A 17,794-nucleotide genomic window follows, 5' to 3' on the forward strand; every position below is an offset into this window, starting at 1 on the left:
TGGTCTGCGGTTTTTTTATTATTAATTGTAAAGCGATTATTGTTATTGTCTTACAACAGTAGCCCCTGTTACTTCTGCTTTAGCATCTCCTTTTTTAGCATTTTCCCAACCATCTTCCGGCATCAGTGTTGCTACAATTCTTCCTTTGGTAAGGTATTTTTTAGCAACATCCTGAAGATCTTTCACAGTAAGTGCTTTTACTTTATCCTGATAGTTCAGAATATCATATTTATCACTTCCATCCAACTGATTTCTAGCAATACCGCTCATCCAGAACATATTATCTTTAAGCTCAGTTTTGTTGTCGTTGTATTCTGCTTCTTTGTACTTATCAAGATCTTTCTGCTCAGGTCCTTTATCGATCAGTTTCTGAAGCTCAGCAATGGCACTTTTTGTAAGTTTGTCAGCATTCTCAGGACCACAAGGGAAGCTGATGCTGAAGTTGTAGGCACTGTAAGGGATTCTATTCATTCCTCCTCTTGCTCCACCACCGTAGATTCCGCTTTCATCTTCTCTCAGTTTTTCGATCACCTTGATGGTTGCCACTTCTCCAAGAGCAGCTAAAGCCAATGCTTCTTTTTCGTTATAAGGAGTTTCTCCGGCATAGGAAATGGTTACCATACTCTTAGGATCTTTTCCTTTTTTATAGACTTTGGTATAATCTCCGGTCATCTGTCTGTAACCTGTATCTTTGAACGTAGATGTTTTTCCTGTTGAAGGAAGACTTGCAATATACTGCAGCACCTGGTCTTTCAATTTAGCCTCGTCAATATTTCCTACAAAATAGAAGTGGAAGTTTCCTGCGTTGGCAAATTTCTCTTTGTAGATGTCATATGCTTTTTTATAATCCGTATTCGCCCAATCTTTCTCCATAGGGAACAGACCAATGAATCTAGGATTCTTCTGGTTCATGAATTTTGCATGCTCATTAGAGAAATAAGTCTGTGGATTAGACAACAGATTATTCAGCATGGCAGACTGCTTTTCTTTAAAGGCATTGAAAGAGGCAGGATTATAGTTCAGACTTGTAAAGTAGGCATACATAAGTTCCATAGCTGTTCCCAGATCTTTTTGAGTGGTTCTTCCTGAAACACCTTCAAAATATGCGCTTACCAATGGATTTACATTCACCTGCTTGCCTGCAAGATAGTTTGTAAGATCTGATTTGGAGAACCCACCTACTCCAGCTTCCGTTAATGCTCCGAAAGCAAACTGCGTTTTATTAAAATCAGCATCAGGAATAATAGAGTTTCCACCTAAACTTCTCGCCGTAAATACGATTTCATCGTCTTTGAAATCTGTTTTCTTAAAGGTAACTTTCGCACCATTGCTTAAAGTCCAGGTTGTTGTCCCTAATTTGGCATCTGTTTCTGTTTTAGCAATCTTCCCTTCAGATTTGAAAGGTTTTACTAAGTTTTTGATGGTCGCTTTTTCTTCGTAAGGCTTAAGGTCAGCCATTTTCACAGCATCAAATGTATTCAGTACCATAGCTTCTGTAGGCATGGTTACATTATCTTTTTTAGGCCCTGTGATAACGATTACTCTGCTGTCATCTTTCACCATTTTCTTGATGATCTCATTGGTCTGTGCAAGGGTAACGGTTGGTAAGAAAGATTTGGCATCTTCATATTCCCAGGTAATTCCCGGAATCGGTTCTTTCTCCAGGAAGTTTCTTACGTATTCGTCCACCAGCATGTCACTTTCCGTTTTATCTCTGTTGTTGTAAGACATTTCAACATTGGAAAGTACCTGTGCTTTTGCTCTGTCTAATTCTGACTGGGTAAATCCAAATCTTTTTGCTCTTTCTACTTCTTCCAATAACACCTTCAGTGCATTCAGCTGATTTCCTTCTTTCACCATAGCAAATCCCTGGAAAGCTTCTTTGCTTCTTGCATAGGTCCCACCATGATATACAGATCCGAAAGTAAAAGGAGGATTCGTAGAGTTGATCAGTTCTCTCAACCTGTTATTCAACATGGTCGTTGAAAGATTTTCTACCATACTTTGGTTATACTGCTCAACCGTCACATCCGGAGTGTAAGCTTCAGCATCTTTCATGATGAACTGTACTCTGGAACTCGTAGCATCAGGATCTGTTTCGATGGCTACCAGTGTTTCTTTATGGTTCGGAAGGTCAAAAGTCTTTCTTTCTCTCGGTTTTGCCGGGTTTTTATATTTGCTGAAGTTGTCTTTAATTTTCTTTTCAACTTCATCTACATTAATATCTCCTACTACCACAATTGCCATAAGATCCGGTCTGTACCAATCCTGATGGAATTTTCTGATGACATCCGGTTTAAAGTTTTCAAGAACTTCTTTTTTACCAATCGGAAGTCTTTCTGCATATTGAGATTTGTATAATAGTTTCGGAAGGTATTTATCCATCATTCTTTTATCAGCTCCCAATCCCAGTCTTAATTCTTCCAATACGACTCCTCTTTCTTTATTGATCTGTTCGTCAGAAAGTGTAGCATTGAAAGCCCAGTCTTCCATTACTTTCAGTCCCGCATCCAGGTTGCCTGGCTTGTCTAATGGTACAGGAAGCATATAAACTGTTTCGTCAAAGCTAGTGTAAGCGTTAAGGTGCTGACCAAACTTCACCCCGATAGACTGTAAAAAGTCTACTAATTTATTATCTGGAAAATTTTTGGTTCCGTTGAAATTCATGTGCTCCATAAAGTGAGCCAATCCTCTCTGATTTTCATCTTCAAGAATAGATCCGGCATTGATGGCCAGACGGAAATCTACTTTCTTCTCAGGTAATGTGTTTTTTTTGATGTAGTACTTCATCCCATTGGACAAAGTACCGATTCTTACAGAAGCATCCACTGGAATATTCTGCCCAAAGGCATTTGAAGACATCAGGAAGATGACCGCAAATGAAGACAATACTTTTTTCATGTTATTTGATTTTATTTACCCGCTAAAAGTATCAATTATTCACAAACTGAAGAAATCATAAAATACATATTATAGTTAAATTTGAGTTAAAATTATCTATATACTAAAAAAACCGGGCAAAACCCGGTTTTAATATCATTAAAAAAGTATTTCTTACTTGAAATCTGCATCAGTAACCCCTGAGTTGATCACAACTTTTGTGGTTTTGATCTCCAGTTTCTGAGGGCCTGCCTCAACTTCCATATCAGCAGGAAGCTGTACTCCATCTACTGTCATATAGCTTTTTATAGTAGCGTTACCTTCTTTTGCCGCAGTTTTATACAAAAGACCGGTTGAAGGATCAAAATAGAACTTCCCTTTATCTGAGGTAAGTACATTATAATCTTTCCCATCCAGTTTTTCTACGGATACTTCCTTAAAGTTAGCCGCATCAAAAGCTAAAGCATCTACTGGCTTTCCTTTCTTCATCTCACTGATCTTATCTGCAGGAATATCCATTTTGGTTCCCATCTGATCGAAATATCCTTTCTCCCCATCAAAGAACTGGATCATTTCTTTCCCCATCACCGATTGTACAGATTTGAATTTATTTCCTAATTTCTTTGTGACTGATTTAATTTCCATTCCCTGTACACTTACAGTATTTTCTATGATAATGGATTTTATTGCTTCCAATTTCTCTTTTCCACCCGATGCTTTGAAGTAATTATCAATAACATCTTTAGGAGTAAGTTTTGTAGCCACAGCTGTCGTTGTAGCAGAAGCAGCTGCCTTTTTCTGAGCCACTGCCGGTACTGAAAACAGCACTGCACAGAAAAAAGGAATGATTATTTTTTTCATATTTATTATATAAAGTTTAAGGGGTAAATATAGGAATATAATTATATATGATGAATGATAAATAATGAGGGATGCGTGATATTCCCTTGTTTACGGAAGAAGGATATTTTATTTATTAACTCTTTTTTAGAAACCCTGTTCATTTCAGGATAAGGAAATAAAAAAAACCGTCAAAAAATTGACGGTTTTCAAATATTTATATCGTTGTATAATTATTTTTTAAGCTCTTCTAAAAATTCGTCGTGAGAAATTTTAGTTTCTTTTTTGCTTGCTTTTTCAAGAATTACATCTTTCAATTTAGCCATAGCAACTTCAGAAGAAATTTGTCTTACCTGTTCTTGGTCTTTCAACATTTCAACAGCATATTTCTGGATTTCTTCATCACCTAAGTGGTGGATTCCGTAGATAGCCAATTGGTTTTTCACTAATTGCTCAGCTTGTGCCAATACATCAGCATAGTCAAGGTTGATTTCGTTATCAGTCATCAATTTACCTTCGATGATCTGGTATCTCAACTGGTTTTTCTCAGCTTCAAGGATTTCTTTAGCCTGCTCTTCAGACTGGATGTTCTGGTTAGAGAACATTAACCATTTTACCAAGAAAGTTTCAGGAAGTGCTACTTCTTCTTTTTCAGTAACCTGCTCCAATACTTTATTCACGAAGTGAACGTCAGCATTCTGCTGGAAATACTCGTCTAATTCAGTTTTTACTTTGTCTTTCAACTCATCCTCAGAGGTAATGTTTCCTTCTCCGTAAACTTTGTCGAATAAGTCCTGGTTTAGCTCAGCAAGGTTCAATGAATAGAAGTCTTTTACTTTTACTTCAATTTCATTGTGGTGTAGGTGCTCTACTTCTTCTTTCCCGAATCCTAATTCTTTAGCTAATTCTTCATCACCTGCAAGAGTTTCTTTCGTTACTTTTACAGATCCGTCCATTTTAAGACCTTTTACCAATTTGAAAGCTTCTTTGTTTTCAGCTGTAATGGTAATGTTCTTTGGATGGTGGTGGTGCTCTCCTTCAGCATCTTCTTCTACAACCTGAGAAACCTCTAAAGCAATGTAAGAATCTTTAGTGATTTTATCCTGAGGAACCTGCTCAGCAAAACGCTTCTGCATGTTCTCAATGCTCTTTCCGATTTCTTTGTCAGAAGCTTCTACTTTATAGTGAGGCGCTTCATATTTAGCTAAATCTATAGTGAATGCAGGCTCGTATCCTACTTCGAAAGCAACTTCCAACTGATCAGCATTGTAATCGAACTCGTTTACTGGCTGAGGAATAGGCTGACCAACTAATCTTAATTTGTTTTCGTTCACATAGTTGTTCAAAGCATCAGAAACCTGTCTGTTGATTTCTTCAAATGCAATACCTGCTTCATATTGTTTTTTAACCATACTCAAAGGCACTTTCCCTTTTCTGAATCCAGGAACTTGCGCATTTTTAGCATAATTAATCAACTGCTTCTCTACTTTTTCTTTGTAGTCAGATTTTTCCAATGTTACTGTAAGCAATGCACTTACATCATCATGGTTTTGTGCGGTAACCTTCATTATTGATTAAAATTTTAGGTTGCAAAAATATGAATTTTTTATGAAAATCACTCATTTAAAATCAACTAATACAGCCAAATATTGTTAAATAAAAAACCACCGGAAAATCCGGTGGTCCCAAACAAGATTAATTATTCCTAATTACTTAGGTTAAATTTAGCTTCTGCGTCGGTCTCGCCCCCTACTACACTTCCCCAGGCAGTACCTGATTTTGCATCATTTACACTCTGTGGAGCGTGGATAAGATCCAGTTTCAATATAGGAGCGGTACCGTTGACTGCTTTTACAACAGTCCATTTTGTTCTCAATCCTACTCTTTTTCCATCATTTCTAAGATCACCGCCATCTAATCTTTCTAATGTAATATTCGATTGTGGGAAGTCAAATATTAAAAAGTGTTCATTTTTAGCCTTAAGAATTTCATCGGTAGCGTCTTCGTTTCCATTTTTAAAAGTGGCAACCACAGTATAAGATTTACCGTCCTTTAAAGGGATTGTAGGCTGTCCGCCTGCACCGATACTATAATTATAAGGAATTGTATTGGTAGTACCGTCTTCTGTTACCAATAAGACAATGTTCGTAAGCTCTTCCTGCGGAATATCATCTTCCTGCGCAGAACCATCTCTCTGACAGGAAATGGCTGTAATGGAAAGAAATAAAACAGCTAATAATTTGATAATATTTTGAGTATTGAATAGTTTTTTCATTTTAAAAAATTTAAGATTGTAAAATTTTGTTTGAATTGTTTGTATCAACTTTAGAAACGGTATCTAAAGTTTAAAATAAAGTTTCTTCCTGCCTCATCTGCAAAGAACCTCATACGGTTGAGATAATCTCTGTATGAAACATTAAAGATGTTATTTACAATAAGACCGGCAGAAAGGTTTTTGCTGATGTTGATTCCTGTACGGATATTCCACAGCGAGTACCCACCCGGTGGCGTACTGAAGTCAACGGTTTTTGTCACTTCATCCCCATTTTCATAAATAGAAATAGTAGCATTATGAATCGGGAATCTGTTCTGCTTTAAAAAAGTCTGGTTTTCAAGAGTGAAATAAAAATTACTCCAGTTCTCTTTATTAAACTGCAATGCATTGGAGAAATTAGGAGGCATCATTAATATCAATGGTTCGTTATGGGTATCGTCCTGTCCATAAACGTAGCTTCCTTTTCCTACATAGGTCAGATTATCCGTCAGTTTCCAATTGACATCCAGGTCTACCCCATACATTTTGGCATCAATCTGCTGATATTCCCACACTGGAAATACTCCTCTGATCGTATTCTGTATACCAGTCGGAATCTCGTTGATGAAATTTTTGGTAATAAAGAAATACGGATTTACGGAAACATTAAGGCCTTTCAAAACATTGAATTTAGCATCAGCTGTTAAATTAAACTGGTGCCCCTCTTCATTTTTCAGGCTCATATCTCCAATTTCAATTACTGCTGCAGAATGATGCAGCCCATCTGAAAACAATTCTGCAATATTAGGCGTTCGCCCTACTTTTGCGTAATTAAACTTCAGGTCAAAATTAGCATCCGGACGGTATTCCAGTCCTGCATTGAACGAAATATTCTGATAGTTCAGCTTAGGACGGGTCAGTACTCTGTTCTGATTGGTTTTCACATAAAATTCAGGGTAGGAATCTGCGTAGCGGTTCTCCCAGTCATTGCTATCATACCATTTGGTAACATCGTAGCGATTGAAATCGTATCTGGCTCCGGCTTCTACATTAAAATCATGTGAAATTTTGTATTTGAAAATAGAATATACCCCCGCTGAATATTTATCATAATTAGGAATCAAACGTCTGGCTTTGGTTGCAGGATCAGAATAATTGTTCTGGAAACCTGCATCTATACCTGTTTCCAGGGACCATTTTCCTCTTTCAAGCAAATCATTAATATTAAACTGATGGGTCATCAATGCCAGATCTAAAGACGGAATATCATTCAGATCACCTCTTCTTATGTCATATTCCTGTCTGTGATTGTACTGATAACTGTATGTCGCTGAAATTTTCCCAATATTTTCAAATCTTTTGAATGCTGAAATTTTAGCGATATGATGATCAATAACCTGTCTCGGATTATCGATATTATAGCTAAAATCTCCGGTATAGGCAGGAATTTTTCTCGTCATTGCATTGTAGAAATCTTCATTATTTCCTACGTGTGAGCCTCTGTAAATGCCAATATTCTGGCGTGTCAGATAATAATCAAAAGAAATTCCTTTCTCATAGCTGTTATTCTGTACTGTAAAATTGAAGGAAGAAAAATCCATTCCGGTGTTCATCAGGTTGTAATCAGGTGTGTGCTGATCTCCTAATTTTTTAATGCTTCCTCCGGATTTCACTGCCCATCCGTTTTTCCAGGTCTTGGCCACATCTACATCCAGTCCCAATCCTCTTCCGTTGGAAATTCCCGAAAGGTTTACAGAACCTTTTACCGTATCTTTTTTAGGGAAAATTTCAGGTTCCATTACCACGACACCACCAATTGCATCGCTCCCATATTTCAGAGCGGATGCCCCTTTGATCACATCAATATGCTGAAAATTGTTAATATCAACATTCGGAGCATGTTCTACTCCCCATTCCTGCTCAGCAAGTCGTACTCCATTATTCAGAATGTTGATACGGCTTCCATACAACCCATGAATAACCGGTTTTGAAATATTGTTCCCGGTTTTCAGAGCGGTCACACCCGAAATCTTTGATAGCAGATTTCCCAGGTTGTCTGTAGAGTTTTTCTCTATTTCAGATTTCCCCAGTGTTTTCACAATAAGTGATCCGTTATTCTTGTGATTTCCGTGAATAGTCACCGTTTCGATGTCCTTTACGTGATGTTCAAGGGTTATCGTTATATACAAATCCTGATCAACTCCTATATTTTCAGTATAATCATTGCAATCAGGATGTTTGGCAATGAGTGTATACTTCCCTGCAGGGATCTTATCAAAAGAAAATATTCCTTTTTTATTTGTTTTTGCTGTAAACCCTCCGATTTTCACCACAGCATTTTCCAGCATGGTTTTATCGTGAAAATCCTGAACGGTTCCTTGTACGGTGTAAGTTTTCTGTGCACTCGTCAATACTGATCCACAAAAGATCAGCAGCAGGCAATATATCAATTTCATTGTAAATAGATTGATTGCGTACCCTGTTGATAGGGGTACATTTTTCGTTAAAATTTATGGATAGGGTTGGTTTCAATTGTAGAATGTATCATGTAACATGTACAATGTATTATTTACAATGTAAAAAGTAAAATGTATTAATGGTAAGAAGATATAGGCTGGAGATTAGATATTGGTAATTGGATATTTTTGAAATATCAATTTACGACAACCTTAAGCCTTAGTTTAAATTATAAGCATTAAACATTGAACTTTAAAGTACAGAACTTTAAACCCTAGAGAGTCTATGAATTAAGAAAGTGCGGGTGGTCCCCGAAGCTGAAATGTAAATTTGGTCTGAGACCAGATTTTCTCCTGGATGGCGATGATCTGTTTTACTTCCTGAGTATAGTGCTCAAAAGTAAAACTGAATTCTTCAGGAGCTAGTGTATGTCCGGTAGCCAAAAAGTGGCATGCCAGACAGTCGCCGGCTTTCTCTTTAGCAGCGGCCTTCGTCACGGTGTTCTCTGTTTTCTTAAGGTTGAACCCCTTGAAGCTGTCTACAGAATCGTGATGGTGAAAGCTCTGAGAAAGCAGGGCGAGGAAGTATACCCCAAACAATAGCTTGGAGATAAAACTCTTCAGGTTTCTGCTTTCTTTAAAAATCATGCTCCAAAATTATGAAAATATTTTAATACTGGATGTTAATTTTTAGTATAATATGAATGAAAAGACGGAAAAATAAAAAGGTTGGTATTCTTATAAACGAATGTCTGTTTATAAAAATACCAACCTTAAACTTTAAATTCTAAGCGTTAGGTCCTGAAAATTAATCCAGTTGAGTACCCAGATACTCCCACTCCTGTAAAGCGTTGTCGAGCTCTTCTTTAGCTTTGTTATATTTTTCCAACGTATCGTCAGAAGGGTTTTCTTTGGCAAAAGAGGCTTCCATTTCTTCTATCTTGGTTTCAAGTTCTGAAATTTTCTCTTCAACCTTCTTGATTTTATTCTGAATATTTTTCTGCTCTTTGCTTACGATATTAGAAGCCTGGCTGTTGCTGACAACAGGTTTTTCTTCTTTCTTAGGCTCTACTTTTACCTCTTCATTGTGAAGTTTGGCTTTTTCTGCAGAAATCTCTCTGATCGTTTCTTTTTGTCTGTACTCAAGATATTCATTGATGTCCCCAAGGAATTCTTTCATTTTCCCGTCACGGAATTCATAGATCTTATCACAAAGTCCCTGAAGGAATTCTCTGTCGTGCGAAATGACGATCAGTGTTCCCTCGAAATTCTGCAATGCCAGTTTGATGATCTCCTTAGACTGAATATCCAAGTGGTTGGTAGGTTCGTCCATGATCAATGTGTTGAAAGGACGAAGCAATAGTTTACAAAGAGCCAGACGGTTTCTCTCCCCTCCGGAAAGTACTTTTGTTTTTTTGGAAACGGCATCTCCCTGGAATAGGAAAGATCCTAATAAATCTCTTACTCTTGGTCTGGTTTCTTCAGTTGCCGCATCTTCAGCTTCTTCCAGAACCGTTTTATTAGGGGTTAAAACCTCTTCCTGATTCTGTGCAAAATATCCGATGTTCACGTTATGCCCAAGATTCCAATTTCCTGAATAATCTTTAATATCTCCTGCCAGAATTTTTGCCAGGGTTGTTTTCCCCTGTCCGTTCTGTCCTAAAAGTGCGATTCTGTCTCCCCTCTGAACGATGAAGTCTACATCGTCAAAGATCTGTTTCTGACCATAAGCTTTTCCTAAATTCTCAGCCTCAAAAATCACTTTTCCAGGAACCATAGACTGTACGAAACGGATATTGAACTTGGAAACATCTTCGTTATCCACTTCAATACGTTCTATTTTATCCAGTTTTTTGATCAATGACTGTGCAAAGGATGCTTTGGTAGCACTGGCACGGAACTTATTGATGTTATCTTCCATCTGCTTGATCTCCGCATCCTGATTCTTTTTAGCCTGAATCAGTTTCTCACGGCGATCTTCACGCATAACAAGATATTTGGTATAGTTCGCTTTATAGTCGTCTACTTTTTTATTGTTGATGTCAAAGGTTCTGTTACAAACCGCTGTCATAAACTGCTTATCGTGACTTACCAGAACAATAGCTCCCGGATAATCTTTAAGGAAATTCTCCAGCCAGATGATAGATTCCATATCAAGGTGGTTGGTAGGCTCATCGAGAAGCATGATGTCATTCTTTTGAAGCAGCAGTTTTGCCAGCTCAATTCTCATTCTCCATCCTCCTGAAAATTCATCGGTGATCTTCTGGAAATCATCTGCTTTAAACCCTAAACCGAACAATACTTTCTCCATGTCACCTTCAAGATTGTAGGCATCATGGTTCATCAAAAGGTCATTCAGTTCGGTCATCTTGTTGATCAGGTCCGTATAAGAATCGCTTTCGTAGTCGGTTCTTGTTGCCATCTGATGATTCACCTCTTCAAGCTCATTTTTCCATGCATTGATCTGCTCAAAGGCCTGCATGGTTTCATTCCAAACCGTTCTTCCTTTCACAAAATCAAGATCCTGCTTCAGGAATCCGATGGTAACGCTTCCTTCTGTAATGACCTCTCCTTCATAGAAGTTAATTTCTCCGGAAAGCATTTTCAATAAAGTGGATTTTCCCGCTCCATTTTTACCTACCAGACCTACTTTATCATCCTTTTTAATGGTGAAATTGACGTTTTGAAATAAATAATTTCCTGAATGATGTAATCCTAAACTTTGAACCGAAAGCATTTTTTTAATTAATTGTTAGTAATGAGTATGAATTTTCGGCTGCAAAAATACGGAAAAAGAAATGAAAAGCAGAATTTGGGACCAATACATGTTTTATATGGCATATAATGGAACAAGCACAAAAACTGGGGGATCATATTGTTTATGTTTATGGAATTTAATTGACGCAAAGATTTTTAGCATCTTATCCTCTATTCTTAAGGAAGCACAGAATGGAATCAATTTCATTGATTCTTTCTAAGCGAATGCATATCCATCAAGCTTCTTCAGCGACAAAGTCGCTATTCTTTGCTCCCTAAAACAAAACATTCAAATGAACTTTCTTTACGTTTTTTAAAATAGATTGTTCCATTCAACAAAATAGTGTATGTTTTGTACTGTTCCTCTAACTTTTGAACCCGATCCCATTTAATTCTTCAGAATCAAAAGTGATTATGATCCAGACATGAAATCAAAAAAAAGAGACCATCTCTAAGACGGTCTCTAACCTAAATTTAAAACTCAAGTGCTTGCACTATTTATTCATTTCATTTAATCTGGCTACAGGTGCTTTTACGATAGAGCGGATCCAAATATCATTATTGGGTACGCTGGTTCCGTAAAGATAATCTGCTACAAAACTGTCTTCGGGCAGATGAAGCTCTACGGAAAGCCTCGCATGACTATCCTGATCTGTCGTGGTACTGCTGGAAACATTCAGACCACTATTGATAAGCTCTGCATTGACCTCCCATTCTGTCCTCTCCTGAAATCCCTTTCTGTATAAGCCGAAATTGGCTGAAATATGGGTATAATCTGCCAACCATTCGAAATCATACACAGGTTTTCTGTCCATTGAAAGATCTTTCAAATATTCTTTTAGCTTTATGGCAAAACGGTTCAGTAAAAAATGTCTGTTATAATCCATTCCAAAGTATACATCACTCTCTAAGCTGAAAACAGGTGATATAATATTGGTTTCTTCCAGCATCAGTTTTCCATATACTTTAGACAAATCATTATATACTCTGTCCCGGCATACGTATGCCTGTGAAAATATCTCTCTTGTCTCCACCTGATAACCGGCGAGCAGGGCATCCCAGATTTTATGCCCTTCTGTATTGGTCCTTCTATTCCTGATCTCTGAAATATACTCTTCTAAGTCTCCTCTATTGACAAAATCTGTAGAAATATAAACCGACTGCGGCCCTTCAAGGTAACCTCCGCCTATATCTGCATGGGCACCCGGAACAAAAATTTCTTTCCATACGGATGAATACGTTTCTGATTTCTGATCCCGCATCGTTTTTGAATTTTCAAAAAACCCGGTAAGTGGAAAAAAGAACCTTCCTTCAGTCATGGCACAGATATGCAGTGCATTTTCTACTCCGACAGATAAATTCAGATCATATTTATTAAAAGGTTTTGACTCTACTGTATCGAAAGCTCCTAAGAACCTGATTTTACAGTTTTTCAAAGCAGAATAATAGGATAATATCTGGTTACCAAAAGTTCTCGCCAGCATGCCTCCTCTTCCGAATCCATAGATATAAAAATGATATTCCGCGTCTGCATCCGTGAGTATTTCCTGTACAAAATCATCAGCTTTCTGAAGTTTATCATCTGAAGAATATCCTATTCCATAAGGAGGATTGGCACAGGTTGCCATTGCAAAATTACTGTCCTCACGCCCTATTACCGTTCCTATTCCTTCGATATATATTTTTTTATTCCCATTGAATAAACTGTAAAGTTTATAAATATTGGTAAAGGCACCGAAATAACTTTCATTATTATTCAGCGGCTTATCCGGGGAAAGTGCATTGACTCCATTATTACCTGTGCCATCAAAGAAGATCCCAACGGAAATCACTCTGTTATCATTCATGCTTTGTTTATTTATCTTACAGATTCTATCTGTATATTGTTTTCATCCAAAATCTCCAGAAGAGACATTTCAAAATAACAGAAGAAAAATAAATTAATATAGAGTGGAAAGTACCAAATAAAAAATTCCGTATTTCTACGGAATCATATTATATTTTTTCAAGCGAGTAGATATTGTTTACAATGGCATAAATGACAATACCCACCGTATTTTTAGCGCCGATCTTCTCAAGAATCCGCTGTCTGTGACTTTCTACGGTTCTGGGACTGATAAAGAGTTTTTCTCCGATTTCATTGTTCGTAAATTCCTGGCAGATCAGCTTTACGACATCTTTTTCTCGCTCAGACAATTCATCTTCTGTTTCAAAAAGGGAATTTTTCTTAGCGGTACTGTTCATATAGCTAAACAGCATCTGATGATCTTCTGCAGTAAAGAAAACTCCATTTTTGTTCACCATTGTGATAGCATCTATAAATGTTTTCTTATTGGAGTTCTTAGGAAGAAATGCTGAAACGCCCAGCTTGACCATATATCCGAGAATAGAAGTTTTGTAGTGGGAAGAAAGGATGATAATTTTGAGTTCGGGATATTTTTCTTTGAGAATTTCTACCAGTTCAAAACCATTCATAGGTTTCATCTGTACATCTACAAGGGCTAGATCCGGAAAGTCTTCTTTTGAAAGTTTCCCCAGGTTTTCTATAAAATCAGGTCCGTTGTCAGCAGTAAGGCAGACCGATATGTTCTTTTCATTAGACAGCAGCATTTTTACCCCTTCAAGGATCAGCTGTTCATCATCAATCAGGGCTATTTTGATTTGGGAACTCATGATGTTTTGGAATTTTAATAATTAGACGACTTCCTTTATGTAAAAAAGTTTTTTTCCATTTATGGGTGGCATTCATTGACTTGATCCGGGATTCAATATTCTTGATTCCCATTCCTTTTTTTACCTGTTCGTAATCAAATCCCTGCCCGTTATCCGAAATAACGACCGCCATGTTTTCAGGATAATCCTTGATGTAGATCCAAAGGTCTGTTGCAGTGGAATGCTTGATCACGTTAGTTGTAAATTCCTGAATAATCCTGTACAGCTGTACTTCCACAAAGAGATCTTTTTTTTCATATCCGGGCATCACCTGCAGGGAAATATTGATTTTGTGGGAGAGGTTGGTAATCAGTTCCTCTACATACAGAACCAGTCCTACCGATTCCAGATTTACGGGATACAATGAATGAGAAATACTTCTGGCAGCATCAATCAGGGAAGACATCTGGCTGTAAATATTTTTTTTGATCAGTTCATCACCCTGGGTATCAAGATTATTCAGCCATAGAGACAAAATATTGAGTCGGTTTCCTATATCATCATGAATCATGACGGCTATTTTCTTCCGCTCTTCCTCCTGAGCTTTAATATTTTCCAAGACCAGTTTTTTCTGGTGCAGGACTTCTGCTTCGTGCTGTACATTCTTTTCTTTAATGATTCTGGTGATAAAGGCTTTGTACGCAAGCAGAATAAAAGATACTATAATTGCTATGGTAACAATTATAAGAATCAACAGGTTGATATTTAAAGTTACTTCTTTAATCTGATAAAGGTATATAAAAATGAACAGTATAAAATGCTTGAAAGAATATTATTGGCACTGAAAAGTGTGTAATAGTCGTTTTCCGACAGATTGGCAATCTGATGCTGAATGATAAAAATAAACACCGAAACGGAATAATAGAAAAAAATACAGGCATCTACCCAAAGGAAGCGCCCCTGAACGGAAGCATTCTTAATCTCACGGATCAGCACATATCCGGAAAGGCAAATGATGATGATATTGGAAACTACTTTTGCTATATCTGCATTAGACGGCCAGTCAAAGCCATATTTAGCCACCATAAATCCGGCTGCAGCTGCTGCTACGAATCCCCGGATATAGGCAGGCCAATCCAGTTTCCTGATGAATAAACCGGTCAGCAGAAAAAATTCCCCGGCAATATAGACGGGATAAAGGAATGAAGTATCATTGAGTCTGAAAATATAAGGCAATACAAAATTGATCAGCTCAATAAAAAAAAGAAAAGCAATACAATAAAAATATTGCTTTTCTTTACGATCTAATATGCGGTATTTAGCTGCTCCCAGCACTATAACTGATAGAAGCAGCCCATAGTTCAGGAATAAAATTGCTTTATAAAGTTCAGCCATTCCCTACTTTAATAATTTAAAATTCACAACCTACTCCATCATCCGGAAGACGGCAGATAGGCGGGCATGGTTTTGCCCAGTCATAGGTATTTGAAATCGTTTGTGCACGGCCTGCGTTCTGAAGATTTTCACGGAAAGAGATAAAGATCAGCGTAGCAAGCATCTTTCCATAAATATCGTTGTACTTAAGTCCGAAAGAACATACAATATCTGTTAATCCTTCATCTGTAAGGCAAAGATCTGCGGTAGGAACATAGAATTTTCTGAAGATTCCCGTTCCTTTGTCAATTCCACATTCTCTGTAGAACCAATCCATTGCTTCAAGTCTCCATTTTTCGATGGCTTCCAATGCTACATCCTGCTCAAGAACCGGCTTTTCAGATATAGGAAATGCCATATCTGCATCTTTTCCTATTGGCTCAAGACCTTTGGAAAGAACCGCATTTTTAACGATGGTATATTGCTGAATTTCCTGAAGCATCACATCTCTTGTAAGCTCAGAAAGAAAGCTGACAGGGTATTCTCTGGCCTCTATTCTTTTTCCTGAATCATCCATTGGGTACAGAATCAAAATAAGCTGATCCTTATACAATCCCACTCCTGCACAGAATTCCGGTGATTTACTACCGATGTTTCTCATCCAGTCAAGATTTTCTTTGGAAAGATTAAAAACGTAATTGGTAGGAATTCTTTTTTTTATTTCATAGAAGGAAGATCTGCAATTGGTCCATTGATCCATTGCGAATTTACATTCTTCATAAGAAAGTGTTGAAATCTGAAGGTCTACTGTTGTCATATAGCATGGTTTTTAGCTGCATAAAATTATGTAAACTAAACATGCTGTGCAAGTATGATTTTTAATTAATAATTTTTCACTGTAATATGATAACAGCTCTGCTGTTTTTCTTTTATATAATAAATTCTCCCGGCATCAGCATAGTGCTTTAAAACTTTCTCCAAAGCAATTTCCATTTTCGGATTATACTTAAGAACATTGTTGAATCTTACATAAGAAATGTCAAAAGAATTACCATAATTGTGGGAACTTATTCCCAGCGAAGCATTAGAATTTACTCTTCTCAGCCTGCACTGGTCCTCAAGGGTTCTGGTAATGGATGAAACGGTAAATGTTCCTCCTTTGGTATCTTTGCTGAATTTAGAACCTATTTTCTCCAGAGTTGTCTTGGCTTTGGAAACCATGTACGCCCTGCTGTAGTCGAGCCGCTGTACCTGATACCCTTTTCCGGACTTTTTTATTTTGTGAAATTTTCCATTGTTGATATATTTCTGTACAGATTTAGAATCTTTCAGCAGCTGTATTCCGAAACTTTTCGAGGCATCAAGATGGGATTTGTAAAGCGCTGTAGGCTCCACTTTCAGAACAGTCGTAAGATCATAACAGGGGAAAGTTTTCTTTGCCGCCTGCGAATAATGTAAACTATAAATAAAAGGTACGAAGACCACACAAAGAAACTTTCTCATTAACCATCCTTTTAAATTCAAAATGAATGATAAACCAATTATATTATTTTTAAAATGGCTCATCATACTATCTGATTACAACCCAAACAAACATTAAACCAAATTGTTGAATTTATAACTTTTTGTTCCCTCATTTTTGAAATATTTTTTCAGATTTAACTTTTTATTTTAAGATATAAACTCTACATTTGAGATACATTTTTAGAATAAACAACATGATAAAAAAACTTTTTGCTGAATTTTTCGGCACATTTTGGCTTGTTTTCGGAGGTTGCGGCAGCGCTGTTTTTGCAGCCGGTGTTCCAGATATTGGGATCGGACTTTTAGGAGTTGCTTTCGCTTTTGGTCTTACCGTTCTTACGATGGCTTACGCTGTAGGTCATATTTCCGGCGGACATTTCAATCCGGCAGTTTCTTTCGGGCTTCTGGCAGGCGGAAGATTTTCTGCAAAAGACCTTATCCCTTATATTGTAGCCCAGTGTCTGGGAGCTATTGTAGCGGCAGCATCTCTGTATACCATCCTTAATGGTGCGGGAGCTGTAGATTTTTCAGCACCGGGGGCTTTTGCCACTAACTTTTACGGTGAAGCCGTATATAACGGAAAGGCTTTCAGTATGGGAGCAGCATTCCTGGCTGAGTTTTTATTAACAGCGTTTTTCCTTATTGTGATTATGGGAGCTACAGACAGATGGGCGAACGGTAAATTTGCCGGGATTGCTATTGGTCTTGCGCTTACCCTGATTCACCTGATCTCTATTCCTATCACCAATACTTCTGTGAACCCTGCAAGATCTCTTTCTCAGGCTGTTTTCGTAGGAGGAAGTGCGATGTCACAGCTATGGTTGTTTTGGGTAGCACCTATCTTGGGAGGAATTGTGGGTGGACTGATCTACAAATTCTTACTTCAGAGAGATGCTGATGAAATCGTAGATTAATGTTAAGCATTTTCAATAATATAAAATCCTGTCAGCTGGCAGGATTTTTTTGTTTGGTTTGACATTGATTTTCTCACGTCAACGATTATAATAAATACGGATCAGTCTCAAAAACTGGGTATAATATTGTATTTATGAAATTT

General features: G+C 37.4%; 14 protein-coding genes. 1 reads left to right on the forward strand and 13 read right to left on the reverse strand.

Annotated elements, in window-relative coordinates:
• Positions 1-42: 42 nt before the first annotated feature.
• From AC106K_RS12275 to AC106K_RS12335, 13 genes are all read right to left on the reverse strand, one after another.
• On the reverse strand, positions 43-2,901 hold the full coding sequence (locus AC106K_RS12275; RefSeq protein WP_482445630.1) for a M16 family metallopeptidase: 2,859 nt from the start codon (positions 2,899-2,901) through the stop codon (positions 43-45).
• A gap of 153 nt (positions 2,902-3,054) precedes the next feature.
• Positions 3,055-3,741 (reverse strand): hypothetical protein, encoded by a 687-nt coding sequence (locus AC106K_RS12280; RefSeq protein WP_482445632.1) that lies wholly within the window; start codon positions 3,739-3,741, stop codon positions 3,055-3,057.
• Between the two features lie 212 nt (positions 3,742-3,953).
• Positions 3,954-5,288: a trigger factor gene (locus tag AC106K_RS12285; protein ID WP_482445634.1), complete on the reverse strand. Its 1,335-nt coding sequence runs from the start codon at positions 5,286-5,288 to the stop codon at positions 3,954-3,956.
• Positions 5,289-5,425: 137 nt separating this feature from the next.
• Positions 5,426-5,995, reverse strand: coding sequence for a hypothetical protein (locus tag AC106K_RS12290; RefSeq protein WP_047097365.1), 570 nt, complete (start codon positions 5,993-5,995; stop codon positions 5,426-5,428).
• A 50-nt stretch (positions 5,996-6,045) separates the two neighbouring features.
• Entirely contained in the window at positions 6,046-8,430 is a 2,385-nt protein-coding gene (locus AC106K_RS12295; RefSeq protein WP_482445636.1) for a TonB-dependent receptor, read from the reverse strand.
• 291 nt (positions 8,431-8,721) lie between these two features.
• On the reverse strand, positions 8,722-9,078 hold the full coding sequence (locus AC106K_RS12300; RefSeq protein WP_185287622.1) for a hypothetical protein: 357 nt from the start codon (positions 9,076-9,078) through the stop codon (positions 8,722-8,724).
• A 160-nt stretch (positions 9,079-9,238) separates the two neighbouring features.
• On the reverse strand, positions 9,239-11,167 hold the full coding sequence (locus AC106K_RS12305) for an ABC-F family ATP-binding cassette domain-containing protein (protein ID WP_482445639.1): 1,929 nt from the start codon (positions 11,165-11,167) through the stop codon (positions 9,239-9,241).
• Positions 11,168-11,681: 514 nt separating this feature from the next.
• Entirely contained in the window at positions 11,682-13,034 is a 1,353-nt protein-coding gene (locus AC106K_RS12310; protein WP_482445641.1) for a phospholipase effector Tle1 domain-containing protein, read from the reverse strand.
• Positions 13,035-13,182: 148 nt separating this feature from the next.
• Positions 13,183-13,860, reverse strand: coding sequence for a response regulator transcription factor (locus tag AC106K_RS12315; protein ID WP_482445643.1), 678 nt, complete (start codon positions 13,858-13,860; stop codon positions 13,183-13,185).
• Positions 13,829-14,593 carry a sensor histidine kinase gene (locus AC106K_RS12320; protein ID WP_482445645.1) on the reverse strand — a complete coding sequence of 255 codons (765 nt, stop codon included), beginning with the start codon at positions 14,591-14,593 and terminating at the stop codon, positions 13,829-13,831. Before AC106K_RS12320 ends, AC106K_RS12315 begins: the two co-directional genes overlap by 32 nt.
• Before the next feature lie 17 nt (positions 14,594-14,610).
• On the reverse strand, positions 14,611-15,234 hold the full coding sequence (locus tag AC106K_RS12325; RefSeq protein ID WP_482445646.1) for a hypothetical protein: 624 nt from the start codon (positions 15,232-15,234) through the stop codon (positions 14,611-14,613).
• Between the two features lie 16 nt (positions 15,235-15,250).
• On the reverse strand, positions 15,251-16,030 hold the full coding sequence (locus tag AC106K_RS12330) for a hypothetical protein (protein ID WP_482445648.1): 780 nt from the start codon (positions 16,028-16,030) through the stop codon (positions 15,251-15,253).
• A 65-nt stretch (positions 16,031-16,095) separates the two neighbouring features.
• Positions 16,096-16,716, reverse strand: a complete 621-nt coding sequence (locus AC106K_RS12335; protein WP_482445650.1) for a DUF5715 family protein — start codon at positions 16,714-16,716, stop codon at positions 16,096-16,098.
• Between the two features lie 218 nt (positions 16,717-16,934).
• Between AC106K_RS12335 and aqpZ the strand changes: the two genes are divergently transcribed.
• The gene (gene aqpZ / locus AC106K_RS12340) at positions 16,935-17,651 is read left to right on the forward strand and encodes an aquaporin Z (protein ID WP_482445732.1); all 717 of its coding nucleotides are present in this window, start codon (positions 16,935-16,937) and stop codon (positions 17,649-17,651) included.
• Positions 17,652-17,794 lie beyond the last annotated feature (143 nt).

This window comes from Chryseobacterium sp. FR048, from assembly GCF_056844665.1.